This window comes from Citrobacter sp. MGH106 (genome assembly GCF_001037495.1).
GTDB classification, from domain to species: domain Bacteria; phylum Pseudomonadota; class Gammaproteobacteria; order Enterobacterales; family Enterobacteriaceae; genus Citrobacter; species Citrobacter murliniae.
Map to the genome: position 1 here is coordinate 2,475,264 of NZ_KQ089822.1, position 16,595 is coordinate 2,491,858.

Below are 16,595 nucleotides of genomic sequence, written 5' to 3' on the forward strand. Positions count from 1 at the left end.
ATAATTAAGATCGCTAGAGACAAAAAAACCGGCGCGATGGCCGGTTCTCCAGAACGCACAGGCAATATACAGTTGTTACTTCTTCGCCGCCTGTGGGTCTGTGTCGTACTCTGCACATGTCTGATAGCCAGAATTAATCACGTGTCCAGTATCATCCAATGCAACAAAATAGGTCTCAGCTTTACCATCTCGTTGACCCAGGATGTAAGTCTGACAAGTTCCACGCGCATGAATCATGCTCACTTCAGATGAAGGCTTACCAGCAATCTGCGCAACCTGCGCCCGGCTCATCCCTTTCTTCACATCTTTCACCACGGGCTGGACAAATTGGTCTTTCGTACGGTCGTAGGCCGTACAACCTGCCAGCATAGTCATTACCGCCGCTGCACCCAGAATTCCTGTTAGATTCTTGTTCATTTTTTCTTCCTCTTGTTGGTACACAATATCATTCAAAATACATCGAAGCGGCAACTGAGCAAATCTTCAGGAGCTTACATCAGTAAGTGACTGAGGTGAGCAAAGGCAGCCAGCAAAGAGACGATTTGAATGATGCCGTATATTTCAGCGTGTTATATAAGCCTGGAGCACAACAACTCATTTTTCAAGCTGACAGTTGATACTTAAACCCTTTCGGAAAATTCTATTAAAACAAAATGATGTTATATCCGGCCGCATCCCTTGTCGTTTGGGCGTCAACGCGTTAGCTTTAACACATCATTATTTTTGATCATTTTATTTTTCGGAGGGGGTTAAATGACTCTGCAACAAGAGATAATCCAGGCGCTTGGCGCCAAACCGCACATTAATGCAGAAGAGGAAATTCGCCGCAGCGTGGATTTTCTGAAATCGTACCTGCAAACCTACCCCTTTCTGAAATCACTGGTGTTAGGGATTAGCGGTGGCCAGGACTCAACCCTGGCCGGAAAATTATGCCAAATGGCGATTTCTGAACTGCGTGAAGAAACCGGCAACGACGCACTGCAGTTTATTGCCGTTCGTCTGCCTTACGGCGTTCAGGCCGATGAACAGGACTGCCAGGATGCGATAGCATTCATCCAGCCGGATCGCGTGTTAACCGTTAATATAAAGGGCGCGGTACTTGCCAGTGAGCAAGCATTACGTGAAGCGGGTATCGAACTAAGTGATTTTGTGCGAGGTAATGAGAAAGCCCGTGAACGTATGAAGGCACAGTACAGTATCGCCGGGATGACCAGCGGTGTTGTCGTTGGTACCGATCACGCGGCAGAAGCTATCACCGGATTCTTCACCAAATATGGCGATGGCGGCACCGACATTAACCCTATTTTCCGCCTCAACAAGCGTCAGGGGAAACAGCTTCTTGCCGCGCTGGGTTGCCCTGAGCATCTCTATCAGAAAGCACCAACCGCCGATCTCGAGGACGATCGTCCTTCTCTGCCTGATGAAGCCGCATTAGGCGTGACGTACGACAACATCGATGATTACCTGGAAGGGAAAACACTGGATGCCGCGGTGGCAAATAAAATCGAAGGCTGGTATGTGAAGACAGAGCATAAACGTCGCCCACCAATTACGGTGTTTGACGACTTCTGGAAAAAACCGTAACTCAATTCTTCCAGCATGATGCCGGATAGCGACAATTTATGTCCTGTCCGGCACAAGAACTGGAAACATCATCCCAGCCTCTTTTTTGAGCGAAACACTTTTGTTACACTGGATGAATAACCAGCATCCGGAGTCACAAGTGGTACGGCGTCAATCAGCACCTCGTCTTTCGTTTGAACCAGCAGCAATCTATGAATACCCCGAGCACTTGCGCCCGTTTCTGCGCGAGCTGCCAGCGGTACCTGGCGTTTATCTGTTTCACAGCGATAGCGATACGATGCCGCTTTATATCGGCAAAAGTGTGAATATTCGCAGCCGGGTGTTATCGCATCTGCGTACAGCCGACGAAGCGGCAATGTTGCGCCAGTCCCGACGTATTACCTGGATTTGTACAGCCGGGGAAATCGGCGCGCTCCTGCTGGAAGCCCGGCTGATCAAAGAGCAACAACCCCTGTTTAACAAACGACTGCGGCGTACGCGCCAGCTCTGTTCCCTGCAATTAACCGACCGAACTGTTCAAGTTGTCTATGCACGCGAAGTTGATTTCTCACAAACGCCCCATCTGTTCGGCCTGTTTGCTCATCGCCGCGCCGCGCTACAGGCGCTGCAAAGCCTCGCTGATGAACAGAAGCTTTGCTACGGTTTACTCGGACTGGAACCGCTGAGTCGCGGACGAGCCTGCTTCCGTTCAGCGCTTAAACGCTGCGCCGGAGCATGTTGCGGAAAGGAGAGTCCCGACGCGCATCAGTTGCGACTACAGGAAGCGCTGGAAAGACTACGCGTAATCTGCTGGCCGTGGAAAAGTGCAATTGCACTGAAAGAGAGCACGGCGGAACTGACGCAGTACCACATCATCAATAACTGGCTGTGGCTCGGCGCTGTGTCAACACTGGATGAGGCCACAACGCTGGCACGCATGCCTGCCGGCTTTGATCATGATGGTTATAAAATCCTCTGCCGGCCGGTCATGTCAGGGCAATATGAAATTATTGAACTGGATCCGGAGAATGCCCCGGCATCCAGTTAATCTCACTAAATAACAGCTTCCCTTCCGCTTTTAGTAGTCGCAACGTGTGCTTGCCATCGTGCCAGCATGCGCCCTGGTCAACTGTCAGCAATTTATCTCCCAGTTGCCAGGCTCCGCTAATCACAAACACCACGCCGCCACGCGAACCAAAGGTTGTAAAAGTACGATCAGCAACTCTGACTTTCGCCTGACAGACATCACGACGCGTCATGATATTGAAATCCATCGACATCTGTCCCTCTGTCAGCCTGGCTTTTACCACCCTGTCCCCCGCGAAGGTAAACGGTTGATGCTGCTTGAGCGTATGCGTGAAAGCATTCACGCCTTCCAGAGTGACTTCCCCCCCTTCCAGCAGCGTAATCACGCGTTCGACCCCAGGGAAAAGTGAAAATTCGCCGTTCGCGGCAATAGAGGCAATACTCGCCCGCCAGTGGAAATCACGTGTTGCAGGCGGAAAACAACAAATCTCACGCGTTTCTCCCGCACCATTACGCCAAAGATTGACCGGCATTTTGCGGATATCAAAGTATTCCATCATCTCTCCAGAAAGGCGCAGTACGCCAGTATGCCGCACACAGGCACCCTAATCATCGTAGTTATCATTCACCCTGCACATTGTTGTTATCGGCAGCAGAGTTGATTTGCCTTAGCGATGAACCTGGCGTTTTGCAAAAAAGATTAACGCGCTGATCCAGGTAGAATTTTCGCGGGCTTCAGGAGAATAGCGTGTCGGTTGCGAGGTGCAATAGGCAGTAAAGAAAAAACCGCCGATCCTGCCCACCTCGTTAAACGTGTTGTGGACAAGACCGGCGGTCTTGAGTTTTTATTCGCGCCGTATCAGACACAACGCGAATGATTTAGTGTAGACGCTGATCGATTACTCAGCAGCCTTTGTCATTTTACCTTTCTGCGCTTCACGTTCTGTCAGACGCTTCTCAAAATTGGCATTAAACTGTTTTTTCTGTTCCGGCGTCAGAATGTTGTAGATCTTGTTCTGGGTTTCCATGTGCGCCAGCATGTTGGCTTTACGCTGTTCTTCCATCTTCGCAATTTGCGCTTCAGCTTTCGCTTTATCGAAGCTATCGCTGGCGATGATATCGTGCATTGCACGGCGTTCTTCCAGCGGAGGACGTTTCATCTGATCGCGCTGACCTTTCATAATGTCGCGGATCTGTTGTTTCTGTGCATCGGTCAGATTGAGGTCTTTAAACATCATGTCGTGATGTGGGCCAAACTTACCGTTGTGGTGCATCATAGGTTTGGCAGTTGCCGGTGCAGCAGTTGTAGTATCAGCAGCATGTGCCAGGTTCGCGGCGCCCAGCGCCAGGGTAGAGGCAACAAACAAAGCAGTCAGTTTACGCATAATTTCTGTCCTTCCTTTCAGTTATTCTTACGACACTCATGCAATGTGATGTCGTGTTGACGAGACTAACTTTACCGGCTTTAGCGTCAATTAATCAGAGCAACGGTAAAACAATGAAAGTGTAAAAAACAAACTTTCATCAATTATGAAGAAAAAAAGAATAAATTGCGGAGAGTTGAAATAAAAAATTACAACAAGATGATTTTGAAAGGATTATGAAGAACTATACCTGAACTCTGATTATTAAGAAAGCAACTTACCAGGAATAATCTGTAATATATCCTTTATCTTCCAAATTATATTTTTGTAGCTGCTCTGGCTTACCCCAGTTACCTGATTATCTGGTTCCTGGGGCAAATATTTCTGTCACAACCTTTCCAGCATCAACCCGGCACGTAAGCCACAAGCCACATTGGGGTTTGGAAAGAGAACATATTCAACATCGTGGGTGACAATAAAACGCTCATCGCCATCCTGTGCCAGCAACGTCCCCTCCCTGAATGGCGTAAAGTTCAGCGTCTGGTTATCCATATGCAAAATAAAATCGTCGCTACGCCGTGTAATTTGCGACACCACGCGATAGCGCACCGGGAATGTGTCCTCTGCACCACTACATTCCCCCTTCAGCAAACAGGCCAGCGCATCTGCTGTCTGCGCAAATTGAGTCAGATCGTTTTGTCCAAACGGCAATGCTTTACCCAGTTCCAGCGTACAAGCCAGCGCACCAAAATGCTCCCCGCTAAAGTGAGTGAACGTTCCGCCCGGCGCCTGATGGAAAACCAGCGCCTCCAGCCCCGCATCCCCCAACCAGGACAGAAACCCTTCGTCCCACGGCACGTTGCGCTGCGGCAATACACCGAAGCGCAGATGATGTGAACCACGAATAGCGGTATGGAGATCCAGATGCCAACGCACCGTCTCTGTTGCACGTGAATAAAAATCCTCCAGACACAGCTCCAGCTCACGGGCTCGCAGCGTTTCACCACTTGCGGCAAATATCTGCCATCGACCGCCAAACATGCGATTCAGATCGCTATGACAATAGCGCTTACCCGCAGTCAGCGCCTGCGGATTACCCAGTATCACCAACATTCGCCAGGTTAAAGTCAGCTTGCCGCTAAACAATCCTGACAACAACACATCAAGCATTTCTACCGGTGCAGTTTCATTGCCATGTATACCAGCGGAAAGCACCAGCGAACGTTCAACCGGAGCAAGAGGCGTAAGTTCCAGAATGCCATGTCCGCGCCACTGCCAGTTAAAACCATGTGCTTTACCCTGGATAGTATCCGGCGCAGTACCCGCGAGCGTCAGGGCAAGAAAATTTTCCATAGCTCACAGCTCCTGCTGGAAGGGGTAAACAGAACCGAGGTTCAGTAATTGTGTCAGCGAATCCAGCGCTTCGCGGCCTTCACGCAGCAGTTGCGGGTCGGCGAGATCAGCGGCGGTCAGACGATCCCGGTAGTAACGGTCGACCCAGTTATTCAGCGTATTGAATAACGTATCATTCATGATAACCGCCGGATTAACAGCTTGTAGCTCTTGTGGGGTTAATACTACCCGTAGGCGCAGACAAGCAGGACCACCGCCGTTAGACATACTTTCCCGCAGATCAAATACCCGCAGATCGTTGATCGGGTTATCACCTTCCAGCACATGGTGCAGATAACGCCATACGCCAGCATGTTCCCGGCACTCCTGCGGTAAAATCAGCATCATCGAGCCATCATCACAACTCAACAACTGGCTGTTAAACAGGTATGTCGCTACCGCATCCTGCACTGAAACTTCCGCTGAGGGCACTTCCAGCGCAGTAAATCCAGCCACCTGTGTACGTAGCTGACTCAACAACGCTTGCTGTCTGGCAAACGCCAGCTCATGGCAAAACAACACCTGACGATTCGACACCGCAATAACATCGTTATGGAAGACTCCGAGATCGATGACATCCGGGTTTTGTTGGGCAAAAATTAGCTGATGCGGGTTAACCTGATTCAACCGCGCCACGGCTTCGCTGGCCTCGCGGGATTGCCGCGCCGGATAGCGCTTCGGTTGCGTAGCATTTCCCTCTTCGCGGCCATAAACAAACAGCTGTACACCAGGCCCGCCGTAGTCACCACCGAGACGGTTATGGTTCGCCGCCCCTTCATCGCCCAGCAACGCGACCTGCGGCAGCGCACCGTGAACAGAAAAGGTTTTCTCATCGCGGAAAATCGCCCGCAACAGCGACTCAGTGGTCGGTGCTTCCAGCGAACGGTGGAATTTATTATTCAGGTTGGCAACCGTCAGATGCACTTTCCCATCCAGCGAATCAGCAGAAGGACAAACCGTTGCCGCATTCGCCACCCACATTGGCGATGCGGAGCTGACGCTGGAGAGCCAGTGAGGCGCCTGGCGCGCCACCTTTTCCAGCACCTGCTCGTCGCTGCCGCTGAACCCAAGCTGGCGCAGCGCCGGAATAAACGGACGTTCATGGGGAGGGATCACCGCCTGAGGAAATCCCGCATCCGCCAGCGCTTTCATCTTTAACAGACCCTGCTTTGCCGCCAGACGGGGATTCGACACCTGAAAACGGTGTTGCGTCGAAGCCTCATTGCCAAATGACAACCCAGCATAGTGATGCGTCAGCCCTACCAGCCCGTCGAAATTGACCTCACGCGCTTTCATATTTTACCCTCGCGTGAAAAATCCAGTCCCGGACTAAGGGCTGCAGGCAGCGTTAATAGCGGTGACTCCAGACTTGCCATCGGCCAGGCGCAGTAATCTGCGGCATACCAGGCACTGGCGCGATGGTTCCCGGATGCGCCTACCCCACCAAATGGCGCAGTGCTTGCCGCACCGGTCAAGGGTTTATTCCAGTTGACAATTCCGGCCCGCGCTTCCAACAGGAGCTGATCAAACTGAACGCGATCCGGCGACACCAGCCCACACGACAGACCAAATCGGGTATTGTTGGCCAGATGAATGGCGTCGTCGAAGTTGTCGTAACGCCACACGCCGAGCAGCGGACCGAAGACTTCCTCATCCGGCACGTTTGCCACATCGGTCAGTTCGATTATCCCCGGTGCAAGCAGGGAGGTACCCACTTGCACTCGCCGTGGAGCCAGCAAAGTGCGACCGCCAAGGGCTTCAAGACGTTGCCAGGCATCATATACGTGCTGTGCCGCTTGTTGGGAAATAAGCCCGCCGATAAAGGGTTGCGGCTCGTCATCCCAGTTTCCCGGAACCAGACGCTGACTGACTTCAACCAGGCGCGCCAGGAATGCATCCCCCTGCGCCCCTTTTTTTACCAGCAGCCGACGAGCGCAGGTGCAACGTTGCCCGGCGGTGACAAACGCCGACTGAATAGTCAGATGCACTGCCGCATCAATATCTTCCGGATTTTCAATAATCAGCGGGTTGTTGCCCCCCATCTCCAGCGCGAGGATTTTTTCCGGCTGCCCGGATAACTGGCGATGCAACTGATAGCCCGTATTGGCGCTACCGGTAAACAGCAGGCCGTCAAGGTCTTCCAGCGCACTCAACGCCTGCCCCGTTTCGCGCCCGCCCTGCACCAGATTCAGCACGCCTGGCGGTAATCCTGCCTGCTCCCACAATTTTACTACTGCCTCACCGGTCCACGGGGTCAGTTCACTGGGTTTGAAAATCAGTGTATTACCCGCCAGCAGAGCCGGAACAATATGACCGTTGGGCAAATGACCGGGGAAGTTATACGGACCAAAAACCGCCAGCACGCCGTGGGGACGGTGACGCAACGTCGCAGCACCATCTGGCAACTCATTATGTTGCTCACCGGTACGTACATGATAGGCTTTTACGGAGATAGCGATTTTATTGATCATCGCCGTCAATTCTGTCGCGGCCTCCCAGCGTGGTTTGCTGGTTTCCTGTGCAATAATCGCTGTGAGTTCTGTTTTATTGCTCTCCAGCAAGGCGGCGAATTTCTCCACAACCGCCTGACGTGCGGCAAAAGGCTGTTTTGCCCAACCTGGGAAAGCTGCACGCGCTGCATGACATGCCTGGGCCACCTGCGAGTCATCAGCATCATTTCCTTGCCACAGGGTATCGCCACTCACCGGATTGGTTTTCACCCGACGTTCACCCAGACCCGTTACCCAGTCGCCATTTATCCATAATGTCATGCTGTTTTCTCCTCTGCACAAAGACGAACTAAACGGACCTTGTCGCCCGCGTGGCACTTCAGGGCATCCAACTGCGCCGCCGTTAACACCAGGCGCTGAGTATGCGGATCGGCGCGAACCAGCATGACGCGGAAGTTGTGATAGTTTTCATTGGCAACCAGACAGGCCGGATATTCGCCTGGTGCCGGTTGTCCTTCAACAACCTCCACCAACCTGCTTTTGCGAATAGCCCGAACCCGGTCGATATCGCATTCCAGCGTCGGCCCACCGTCGAAAATGTCAATATAGTTACGATAGCGAAACCCTTCCTTCTCCAGCACCGCGCGGGCAGGTGCGGTTTGCGGATGCACTTCGCCAATCACGCTTTGCGCTTCGTCCGACAAGAAATGGGTATAAATAGGATGCTTGGGCATCAATTCAGCAATAAATGCTTTTTGCCCTGTTCCACACAGAAAATCAGCCCTGCTGAACTCCATTGAGAAAAAGCGCTTCCCAAGGCTTTGCCAGAACGGGGAGTAACCGTGTTCATCGATCACTCCGCGCATTTCTGCCACTACTTTTTCGTTAAACCGGTCACGGAACGCGGCCATAAACATAAAACGCGATTTCGACAGTAAATAGCCGTTGCCTTCTTTTCGCCAGTCCGGATCGAGGAACAGGGTACACAGCTCACTGCTTCCCGTATGATCGTTACTGAGAAACAGCGTCGGCAGCGCGTTATAAACGTTCAGCTCTTTCGAGGCATGCACCAGGGTACCCACCCGATAGTTATACCAGGGATCATTAAGTCCAACCGCCACTTCGATTGCGCAAATTCCTGCTACCGTACCTGTGGCGCTGTCTTCGAGCACAAAAACATACCCCTGCTCGCTTTTCGGCAACTTGCCCTGCCAGGTTTGCAGCGAACGTTCAATTCTCGCCATAAGAGTGGCTTCATTCGCCGGAAGCGACGTCAATCCGCCACCGGTCTTACTGGCAAGTTGCATTAACGCCGTAATATCTGCGCGTTCAATGGGACGGATCACCATCATGATGAACCTCCTGCTGTAATGCGTTCACAGGCCAGTGCAAAGCGATCCAGTCCGGTGGCAACTTCTTCTTCGCTGACGTTCAACGCTGGCGCAAAACGCACTACGTTCCCACCAGCAATCAGAACCATCACCCCTGCACTGGCGGCTTCTTGCGAGATCAGTTTGGCTTTCCCGGCAAACTCTTCATTCAGTACGCAGCCGATTAACAGGCCAAGTCCACGAATTTCACTAAATAATCCAAAACGTTCGTTAATGGCGTTGATACGCTCCACAAACCAGTCGTGACGCTGTTTGACGCCGTTCAATACTTCCTGTGTGTTAACAATTTCCAGCACTTTCCCGGCCACCGCAGAGGCCAGCGGATTTCCGCCGTAAGTGGTACCGTGTGTGCCCACCGTCATCACACTGGCGCATTGCTCAGTCGTCAATAACGCGCCAACAGGAAAACCACCGCCCAACGCTTTGGCCGTCGTCAGCAGATCCGGCGTCACGCCGTAATGCATATAGGCATACAGCTCGCCGGTACGACCGACTCCGGTCTGCACTTCATCGAAAATAAGCAGCGCATTGTGTCGATCGCATAATTCACGCAGCCCCTGTAAAAATGCTTTCGTTGCCGGTATCACGCCACCCTCGCCCTGGACTGGTTCCACGATAACCGCGCAGGTTGCGTCATTAATCAACTGGCTGGCAGAATCCAGATCGTTATACACGGCATGGCGGATATCCGGCGGCAACGGTGCAAAATCCTGCGAATAGGCTGGCTGCCCCCCGGCGCTTACGGTAAACAGCGTGCGACCGTGGAAGGCATTTTTAAAGGCCACGATGCCACTTTTCTGGCTACCGAAACGATCGTGAGCATATTTACGCGCCAGTTTTAGTGCGGCCTCGTTAGCTTCCGCACCAGAGTTACAAAAGAAAACGCGCTCGGCAAAAGTTGCATCAATCAGTTGTTTCGCCAACCGCAGTACCGGCTCGTTGGTATAGCCATTTCCGGTATGCCAGAATTTACTCGCCTGATCGTTTAATGCTTCACGTAACGCCGGATGTGCGTGCCCCAGCGCATTAACCGCAATGCCTCCCGCGAAATCGATATACTCTTTACCCTGCTGATCCCACAGACGCGAGCCTTCACCACGAACCGGAATAAAAGGCGCCGGAGCGTATACGGGCATCATCCATTCATCAAAATTTTCACGCGTAACTGACAGAGACATAGCGACCTCAACGGTAAATAAAAAGTTATTTATATGTTAAATAATATAGTGTTTGCGCTGTAAATGTAGATTGCAGGGTTCGTGCCAGCCAGCGAAAAAAATGCATAAACGGAGTGAGGGAACGGAATATCAACAGGTTACAACCCAGCGATATTCACTGTACGTGCATATAAAGTGAATATGTTTGCGCACTGGGCGACTAAACAGAGGAAAAAGCGAAATATTATTCAGTTGCCAAATATAATTCTGGAATTGTGATCATATACGAAATTTATCGGAAATTATTGCTCTATTCTGACGCACTCCGCGCCAAAACAGTGCAGTTTTTGCCCCATCGTTAACACCTTTAGCAGTCATTGTTGGAATCAGGTGACAAGTGGCAGTCAGCCAGCAGAAATTCTGCTACCATCCTTGCACTATTCACCTTGCAAAGTGGCAGCGACTATGAAATTTGTCTCTTTTAATATCAACGGCCTGCGCGCCCGTCCTCATCAACTGGCAGCTATTGTCGAAAAACACCAACCCGATGTTATTGGCCTGCAGGAGACAAAAGTTCATGATGATATGTTCCCTCTCGAAGAGGTAGCAAAGCTGGGTTACAACGTTTTCTATCACGGTCAGAAAGGGCATTACGGCGTAGCGTTACTGACGAAAGAAACCCCGGTGTCTGTACGTCGTGGCTTCCCGAACGATGACGAAGAAGCCCAGCGCCGTATTATCATGGCGGAAATTCCTTCATCTCTGGGTAACATCACCGTCATCAACGGCTATTTCCCTCAGGGTGAAAGCCGTGACCATGAAACCAAATTCCCGGCCAAAGCAGCGTTCTATCAGAACCTGCAAAACTATCTGGATACCGAACTGAAGCGCGACAATCCAGTGCTGATCATGGGAGACATGAATATCAGCCCAACCGATCTGGATATCGGCATCGGTGAAGAGAACCGCAAGCGCTGGCTGCGTACCGGAAAATGCTCTTTCCTGCCGGAAGAGCGTGAATGGATGGAGCGCCTGCTGGGTTGGGGGTTGGTGGACACCTTCCGTCATGCTCATCCGGAAACAAACGACCAGTATTCGTGGTTTGATTACCGTTCAAAAGGCTTCGACGACAACCGTGGCCTGCGTATCGACCTGCTGCTGGCAAGCACTCCGCTGGCAGAGCGCTGCGAAGAAACCGGGATCGACTATGAGATCCGCAGCATGGAAAAACCATCCGACCACGCACCGGTGTGGGCAAAATTCCGCGTGTAATCCATACCATCGCGTTTTCTCCAGAGCATCGCCGCTCTGGAGAGCGGATATATCCTGAGCAAAATCAATAAAATAACGGTAATACATTGTTACGTCCGGGAATTTATTATATCTTCCGCCCACTTTTCGCTTGCGAAAACGCGTCATCGCACATGGTTTACAGGAGTGCCCCTATGAAAAAGAAGTTCGCATAAGGCAGAATACAGGCTACTGATTGTCGCCGCATTATTCTGCGTTCTGACGGGAGCTGTCCATTATTACGGTCTGACTGACCTGATAACTAATTTCCATCATCTACAAGACGCCATCCGTCAGAGCGGTATCTTTGGCTACACGTTATATATCCTGCTTTTTATCGTGGCGGCGCTATGTCTGATCCCCGGCAGTATTCTGGTGATCGTCGGCGGGATCCTCTTTGGCCCACTGGTTGGCACCCTTATTTCCCTGGTAGCGGCCACCGTAGCCTCGGCGTTGTCGTTTCTACTGGCCCGCTGGCTTGGCCGCGATCTGCTGCTGAAATATGCCGGTCATACCACCACCTTTCAGGCAATCGAAAAAGGCATTGCCCATAGTGGGATTGACTTTTTGATCCTCACCCGGCTCGTTCCGCTATTTCCATATAATATTCAAAATTATGCTTACGGGTTGACCGCAATCTCTTTCTGGTCGTTTACCTTTATTTCAGCCGTTACCACCTTGCCCGGTATCTTTATCTATACCCTGATGTCGCACGAGCTTGCCCAGGAAGGCATCACCCTGGCATTTATCATTAAACTCAGTGGTGCAGGCATTGCATTATTCGCCCTGGTACAGGCGGCAAAAGCCTGGGCCCGGTGTAAACGTGTCGATCCCTCTGCCCATCGTGAGCAAACAGGTAAATGATGAAGCGAAATAAAGCGCACCTCATAAAGTTTTGCCGGATCGGGCTGATTATACTGCTGCTGTTGGCGCTGATGGCGTGGGTATGGATACCTGCCGTAAGCGACTTTCTCCGACAAAGCCTGGCGGCATTTGCCACGGTTGATCAGCATGCGCTTGAGAATTTCATTCGTTCCTGGGGTACTCAGGCAGCAGTAGTTTCCTTCTTTTTGATGATCTTGCAGGCAATTATCGCCCCGCTTCCGGCCTTCCTGATCACATTTGCGAACGCATCACTGTTCGGCGCATTCTGGGGAGGCGTACTGTCCTGGACCAGTGCCATGGCGGGTGCGACGTTATGCTTTTTTATTGCCCGTATTTTAGGCCGTAGTGCGGTGGAAAAATTGACCGGAAAAACGGTGCTGAAAAATATGGATGCCTTTTTTGAGCGTTACGGCAAACATACTATTCTCGTGTGCCGCCTCCTCCCTTTCGTCCCTTTTGACCCGATAAGCTATGCCGCAGGCCTGACATCGATCCGCTTTCGCCACTTTTTCCTCGCCACCGGCATTGGTCAGTTGCCCGCTACCATCGTCTATTCATGGGCCGGGAGCCTGTTAACCGGAGGCGCATTTTGGTTTGTTACCGGGCTGTTTGTGCTTTTTGCGCTGACCGTGGTTATCCCGGTCGCGCGAAGCCTCTATCTTGAGCGGCAGAGGAAACAGTCCTGAAGCCTGCATTCACTCATTATCAAGGAAATATTATGCGTTACTGCTTATTGTGCCTTGGTTTACTGCTCTTCCCCCTGGCAACTTTTGCGCAGGATGCGAACTGGCAGCAGATCAAAAACGAAGCCCGAGGGCAAACGGTTTGGTTTAACGCCTGGGGAGGCGATAACGCGGTTAACCAGTATCTCGACTGGGTTAGCGGTGAGATGAAAACACATTATGCTATTAACCTGAAAATCGTACGTCTGGCAGATGCAGCCGATGCCGTTAAACGCATTCAAACGGAAGCCGCTTCCGGGCGTAAAACCGGCGGCTCAGTCGATTTGCTGTGGGTTAACGGCGAAAATTTCCGTACGCTAAAAGAGGCTAATCTGCTACACACGCACTGGGCGCAAACGCTGCCCAACTGGCGCTACGTTGATACCCTGAAGCCTGTGAGCGAAGATTTCTCCATCCCGACTGACGGGGCTGAATCGCCGTGGGGCGGCGCGCAGTTAACCTTTATCGCCAATCGCGATGTTAGCAAACAACCACCACAAACCCCGCAGGCATTACTGGAGTTTGCTAAAGCCTATCCCGGTACGGTGACCTATCCGCGTCCCCCTGATTTTACCGGTACAGCATTTCTCGAACAGTTGTTAATTATGCTCACCACTCAGCCACAAGCGCTGAAAATTGCGCCCGAACCTGCGACGTTTGCCGACGTTACCGCCCCATTGTGGCAGTATCTTGATACATTACATCCCATGTTATGGCGTGAAGGTAAAGACTTTCCTCCCACTCCTGCGCGCATGGATGCACTATTGAATAGCGGAACGCTGCGTTTATCGTTGACCTTTAATCCCGCGCACGCCCAGCAAAAAGTGGCCAGCGGTGAATTGCCTCAAAACAGCTACAGTTTTGGCTTTTCACAAGGGATGATTGGCAATGTGCATTTTGTCACTATTCCGGCTAACGCACGGGCCAGCGCCGGGGCGCAAGTCGTCGCTAATTTCCTGCTCTCTCCCGAAGCGCAACTGCGTAAGGCCGATCCCACTTACTGGGGCGATCCTTCGGTGCTTGACCCGCAAAAACTACCCGCTGAGCAGCGTGAAGCGCTACTGGCACGGATCCCAAAAGGCCTGCCCGCTGTACTTCCTGAACCCCATGCAGCCTGGGTAAACGCACTGGAACAAGAATGGCTACGCCGTTACGGTACGCATTAATCCTGTTGATATGGGGCATCATGGCGGCAATCTATTTGCCGCTGGTGCCCGCTGCTTTCGATCTCATCACACCTGCGCTTACCAGCCTCAACTGGCTGGTGCTTTTTGCCGATCCACAGTTACCGCAGGCACTACTGGCGACGCTGGTTTCCGTTACCCTGGCAGCCACTGTTGCGCTGGTCATTGCACTGATGGCGCTCCTCGCATTGTGGCCCGGCGCGGGCTGGGCTCGTCTGTGTACCCGACTCCCCTGGTTGCTGGCCATTCCACACGTGGCATTTGCCACCAGCGTCCTGTTACTATTTGCTGAGGGCGGTATGTTCTATCGCGCACTGCCCTTTCTTACCCCGCAGACCGACCGCTACGGAATTGGCCTTGGCATTGCGCTGGCGGTTAAAGAGAGCGCCTTTGTATTATGGATCCTCTCCGCTCTGTTGAGCGAAAAACAGCTCTCGCAGCAGGTTATCGTCCTGGACTCACTGGGCTATAGCCGACTGCAATGCCTGAACTGGCTGGTATTGCCCTCCATCGCCCCGGCATTAGGTAAAGTTATGCTGGCCGTAGTTGCCTGGTCGTTGTCCGTCGTTGATGTGGCGATAATCCTCGGACCTGGCAATCCGCCGACGCTTGCTGTATTGAGCTGGCAATGGCTCAGTCAGGGAGACAGCGACCAGCAGACGAAAGGTGCGCTTGCCAGTTTGCTACTGGTGCTGTTACTGGCCATTTTCGCACTGATCGGTTTTCTTTTCTGGCGATGCTGGCAACGAGCAATCCCGGCGATAAGCGGAGTACGTCAACGTTTGTCCTCCTGTTCATCCGGGCGCTCACTGGCACAACTACTGCCCGTTAGCGGTGTGTTATGTGCAGGGATTCTGGTATGGGTTGCAGACTTCTCTTCGGTGGTTCCTGAGACACTATTGACCAGCCTGCAGATGGGATTAATCTCCAGTGTACTGGCATTAATAACACTTTTCTTATGGCTGGAATGGGGACCACAAAGTGGGAATAATTGGGTGTGGCTGCCGATTATCCTGCCTGCGCTACCCCTGGTCACCGGGCAATATACGCTGGCTCTACACGCGGAGCTGGATGGTCTGTTCCTGACGGTTATCTGGGGGCATCTGCTGTGGGTAACGCCATGGATGCTGTTTGTGCTCAAACCGGCGTGGCAGCGTATTGATCCGCGACTGATTTTGATCGCCCAAACTCTTGGCTGGACGCAGGGCCGCATCTTCTTGCAGGTAAAATGCCCGCTGTTATTGCGCCCGGCGCTGATCGCCTTATCAGTAGGATTCTCCGTCAGCATCGCCCAGTACATGCCCACCCTGTGGTTAGGCGCCGGGCGTTTTCCCACGCTTACCACCGAAGCCGTGGCATTGAGCAGTGGCGGTAGCACCGCTATGCTTGCAACACAGGCGTTATGGCAGCTTCTGTTGCCTCTGTTGGTTTTCGCACTGGCGGCATTACTCTCTGCGTGGATTGGCCGCTTACGACAAGGACTCCGTTAATGCTTATCGTGAAAAACGTTTCACTATGTCAGGGTGCGAACGTGCTGCTAAAAGCAGTCAATTTCCAGGTTAAGAAAGGTGACATTGTCACTATTATGGGCCCATCGGGCAGCGGCAAGTCGTCGCTGTTTTCATGGATGGTTGGAGCCCTTTCGCCTCAACTTCAGGCGTCTGGCGAACTGTGGCTCAACGATAAACGCATTGATTCACTGCCCACAGCACAACGTCAGATTGGCATCCTGTTCCAGGATGCACTGCTGTTCGACCACTTCAGCGTTGGGCAAAATTTACTGCTGGCATTACCGGCTTCCCTGAAAGGCTCCGCCAGACGCGATGAAGTTGAACACGCTCTTAAACGTGCAGATTTGGCCGGTTTTTTTCACCGCGATCCGGCGTCATTGTCCGGGGGACAGCGCTCGCGTATCGCGCTGCTGCGCGCGCTGCTGGCACAGCCACAGGCGCTACTACTGGACGAACCGTTCAGTCGCCTGGATACGTCGCTTCGCGACACATTTCGTCAGTGGGTGTTTAACGAAGTTCATCAGCAGGGTATTCCCGTGGTACAGGTTACCCATGACGCGCAGGACGTGCCGCCTGGGGGTTCTGTTTTGCAGATGGTGCAGTGGACGTGAATGTGGCGATATGCTGCGTTAACGCAAGGATTTTACTTAACTGGCGGCA

Annotated in this window: 16 protein-coding genes; 8 read left to right on the top strand and 8 right to left on the bottom strand. The window is 52.3% G+C overall.

The genetic code is table 11. From position 1 onward, the window contains the following. Positions 1-75 precede the first annotated feature (75 nt). Positions 76-417 carry an osmotically-inducible lipoprotein OsmE gene (osmE, locus tag SK36_RS11670; RefSeq protein WP_045442064.1) on the bottom strand — a complete coding sequence of 114 codons (342 nt, stop codon included), beginning with the start codon at positions 415-417 and terminating at the stop codon, positions 76-78. 336 nt (positions 418-753) lie between these two features. Between osmE and nadE the strand changes: the two genes are divergently transcribed. Both nadE and cho read left to right on the top strand, forming a co-directional pair. Then, the gene (gene nadE, locus SK36_RS11675) at positions 754-1,584 is read left to right on the top strand and encodes an ammonia-dependent NAD(+) synthetase (RefSeq protein WP_048221600.1); all 831 of its coding nucleotides are present in this window, start codon (positions 754-756) and stop codon (positions 1,582-1,584) included. Positions 1,585-1,723: 139 nt separating this feature from the next. After that, entirely contained in the window at positions 1,724-2,611 is an 888-nt protein-coding gene (gene cho / locus SK36_RS11680) for an excinuclease Cho (protein WP_048221601.1), read from the top strand. Here the strand turns inward: cho and ves are convergent. The 7 genes from ves to astC all read right to left on the bottom strand — a co-directional run bounded on the left by ves (position 2,571) and on the right by astC (position 10,364). Then, a complete protein-coding gene (gene ves / locus SK36_RS11685; RefSeq protein ID WP_045442055.1) occupies positions 2,571-3,146 on the bottom strand; it encodes an environmental stress-induced protein Ves in 576 nt (191 codons plus the stop codon). The two genes, cho and ves, sit on opposite strands and share 41 nt — an antisense overlap. Before the next feature lie 342 nt (positions 3,147-3,488). Beyond that, positions 3,489-3,974, bottom strand: a complete 486-nt coding sequence (spy, locus tag SK36_RS11690; protein ID WP_048221602.1) for an ATP-independent periplasmic protein-refolding chaperone Spy — start codon at positions 3,972-3,974, stop codon at positions 3,489-3,491. Positions 3,975-4,340: 366 nt separating this feature from the next. After that, positions 4,341-5,306 carry a succinylglutamate desuccinylase gene (astE, locus tag SK36_RS11695; RefSeq protein ID WP_048221603.1) on the bottom strand — a complete coding sequence of 322 codons (966 nt, stop codon included), beginning with the start codon at positions 5,304-5,306 and terminating at the stop codon, positions 4,341-4,343. Positions 5,307-5,309: 3 nt separating this feature from the next. Continuing rightward, positions 5,310-6,641, bottom strand: coding sequence for an N-succinylarginine dihydrolase (gene astB / locus SK36_RS11700; RefSeq protein ID WP_048221604.1), 1,332 nt, complete (start codon positions 6,639-6,641; stop codon positions 5,310-5,312). Then, positions 6,638-8,116, bottom strand: coding sequence for a succinylglutamate-semialdehyde dehydrogenase (gene astD / locus SK36_RS11705; protein WP_048221605.1), 1,479 nt, complete (start codon positions 8,114-8,116; stop codon positions 6,638-6,640). The genes astB and astD overlap by 4 nt, the downstream gene beginning before the upstream one ends. Then, on the bottom strand, positions 8,113-9,147 hold the full coding sequence (gene astA, locus SK36_RS11710) for an arginine N-succinyltransferase (protein WP_045442043.1): 1,035 nt from the start codon (positions 9,145-9,147) through the stop codon (positions 8,113-8,115). The genes astD and astA overlap by 4 nt, the downstream gene beginning before the upstream one ends. Beyond that, positions 9,144-10,364: a succinylornithine/acetylornithine transaminase gene (gene astC, locus SK36_RS11715; RefSeq protein ID WP_045442036.1), complete on the bottom strand. Its 1,221-nt coding sequence runs from the start codon at positions 10,362-10,364 to the stop codon at positions 9,144-9,146. The genes astA and astC overlap by 4 nt, the downstream gene beginning before the upstream one ends. A gap of 444 nt (positions 10,365-10,808) precedes the next feature. Here astC and xthA point away from each other — a divergent pair, with 444 nt between their 5' ends. The 6 genes from xthA to SK36_RS11745 all read left to right on the top strand — a co-directional run bounded on the left by xthA (position 10,809) and on the right by SK36_RS11745 (position 16,546). Beyond that, a complete protein-coding gene (xthA, locus tag SK36_RS11720) occupies positions 10,809-11,615 on the top strand; it encodes an exodeoxyribonuclease III (protein ID WP_045442034.1) in 807 nt (268 codons plus the stop codon). A gap of 210 nt (positions 11,616-11,825) precedes the next feature. Beyond that, complete coding sequence (locus SK36_RS11725) at positions 11,826-12,497, top strand: TVP38/TMEM64 family protein (protein WP_197086140.1); 672 nt, start codon at positions 11,826-11,828, stop codon at positions 12,495-12,497. Next, entirely contained in the window at positions 12,497-13,204 is a 708-nt protein-coding gene (locus tag SK36_RS11730) for a TVP38/TMEM64 family protein (RefSeq protein WP_413814480.1), read from the top strand. The genes SK36_RS11725 and SK36_RS11730 overlap by 1 nt, the downstream gene beginning before the upstream one ends. Positions 13,205-13,236: 32 nt before the next feature. Then, positions 13,237-14,406, top strand: a complete 1,170-nt coding sequence (locus SK36_RS11735) for an ABC transporter substrate-binding protein (RefSeq protein WP_048221608.1) — start codon at positions 13,237-13,239, stop codon at positions 14,404-14,406. Continuing rightward, positions 14,379-15,914 (top strand): ABC transporter permease family protein, encoded by a 1,536-nt coding sequence (locus SK36_RS11740; protein ID WP_048221609.1) that lies wholly within the window; start codon positions 14,379-14,381, stop codon positions 15,912-15,914. Before SK36_RS11735 ends, SK36_RS11740 begins: the two co-directional genes overlap by 28 nt. Further along, positions 15,914-16,546, top strand: coding sequence for an ATP-binding cassette domain-containing protein (locus SK36_RS11745; RefSeq protein ID WP_045442020.1), 633 nt, complete (start codon positions 15,914-15,916; stop codon positions 16,544-16,546). Before SK36_RS11740 ends, SK36_RS11745 begins: the two co-directional genes overlap by 1 nt. Positions 16,547-16,595: the final 49 nt, after the last annotated feature.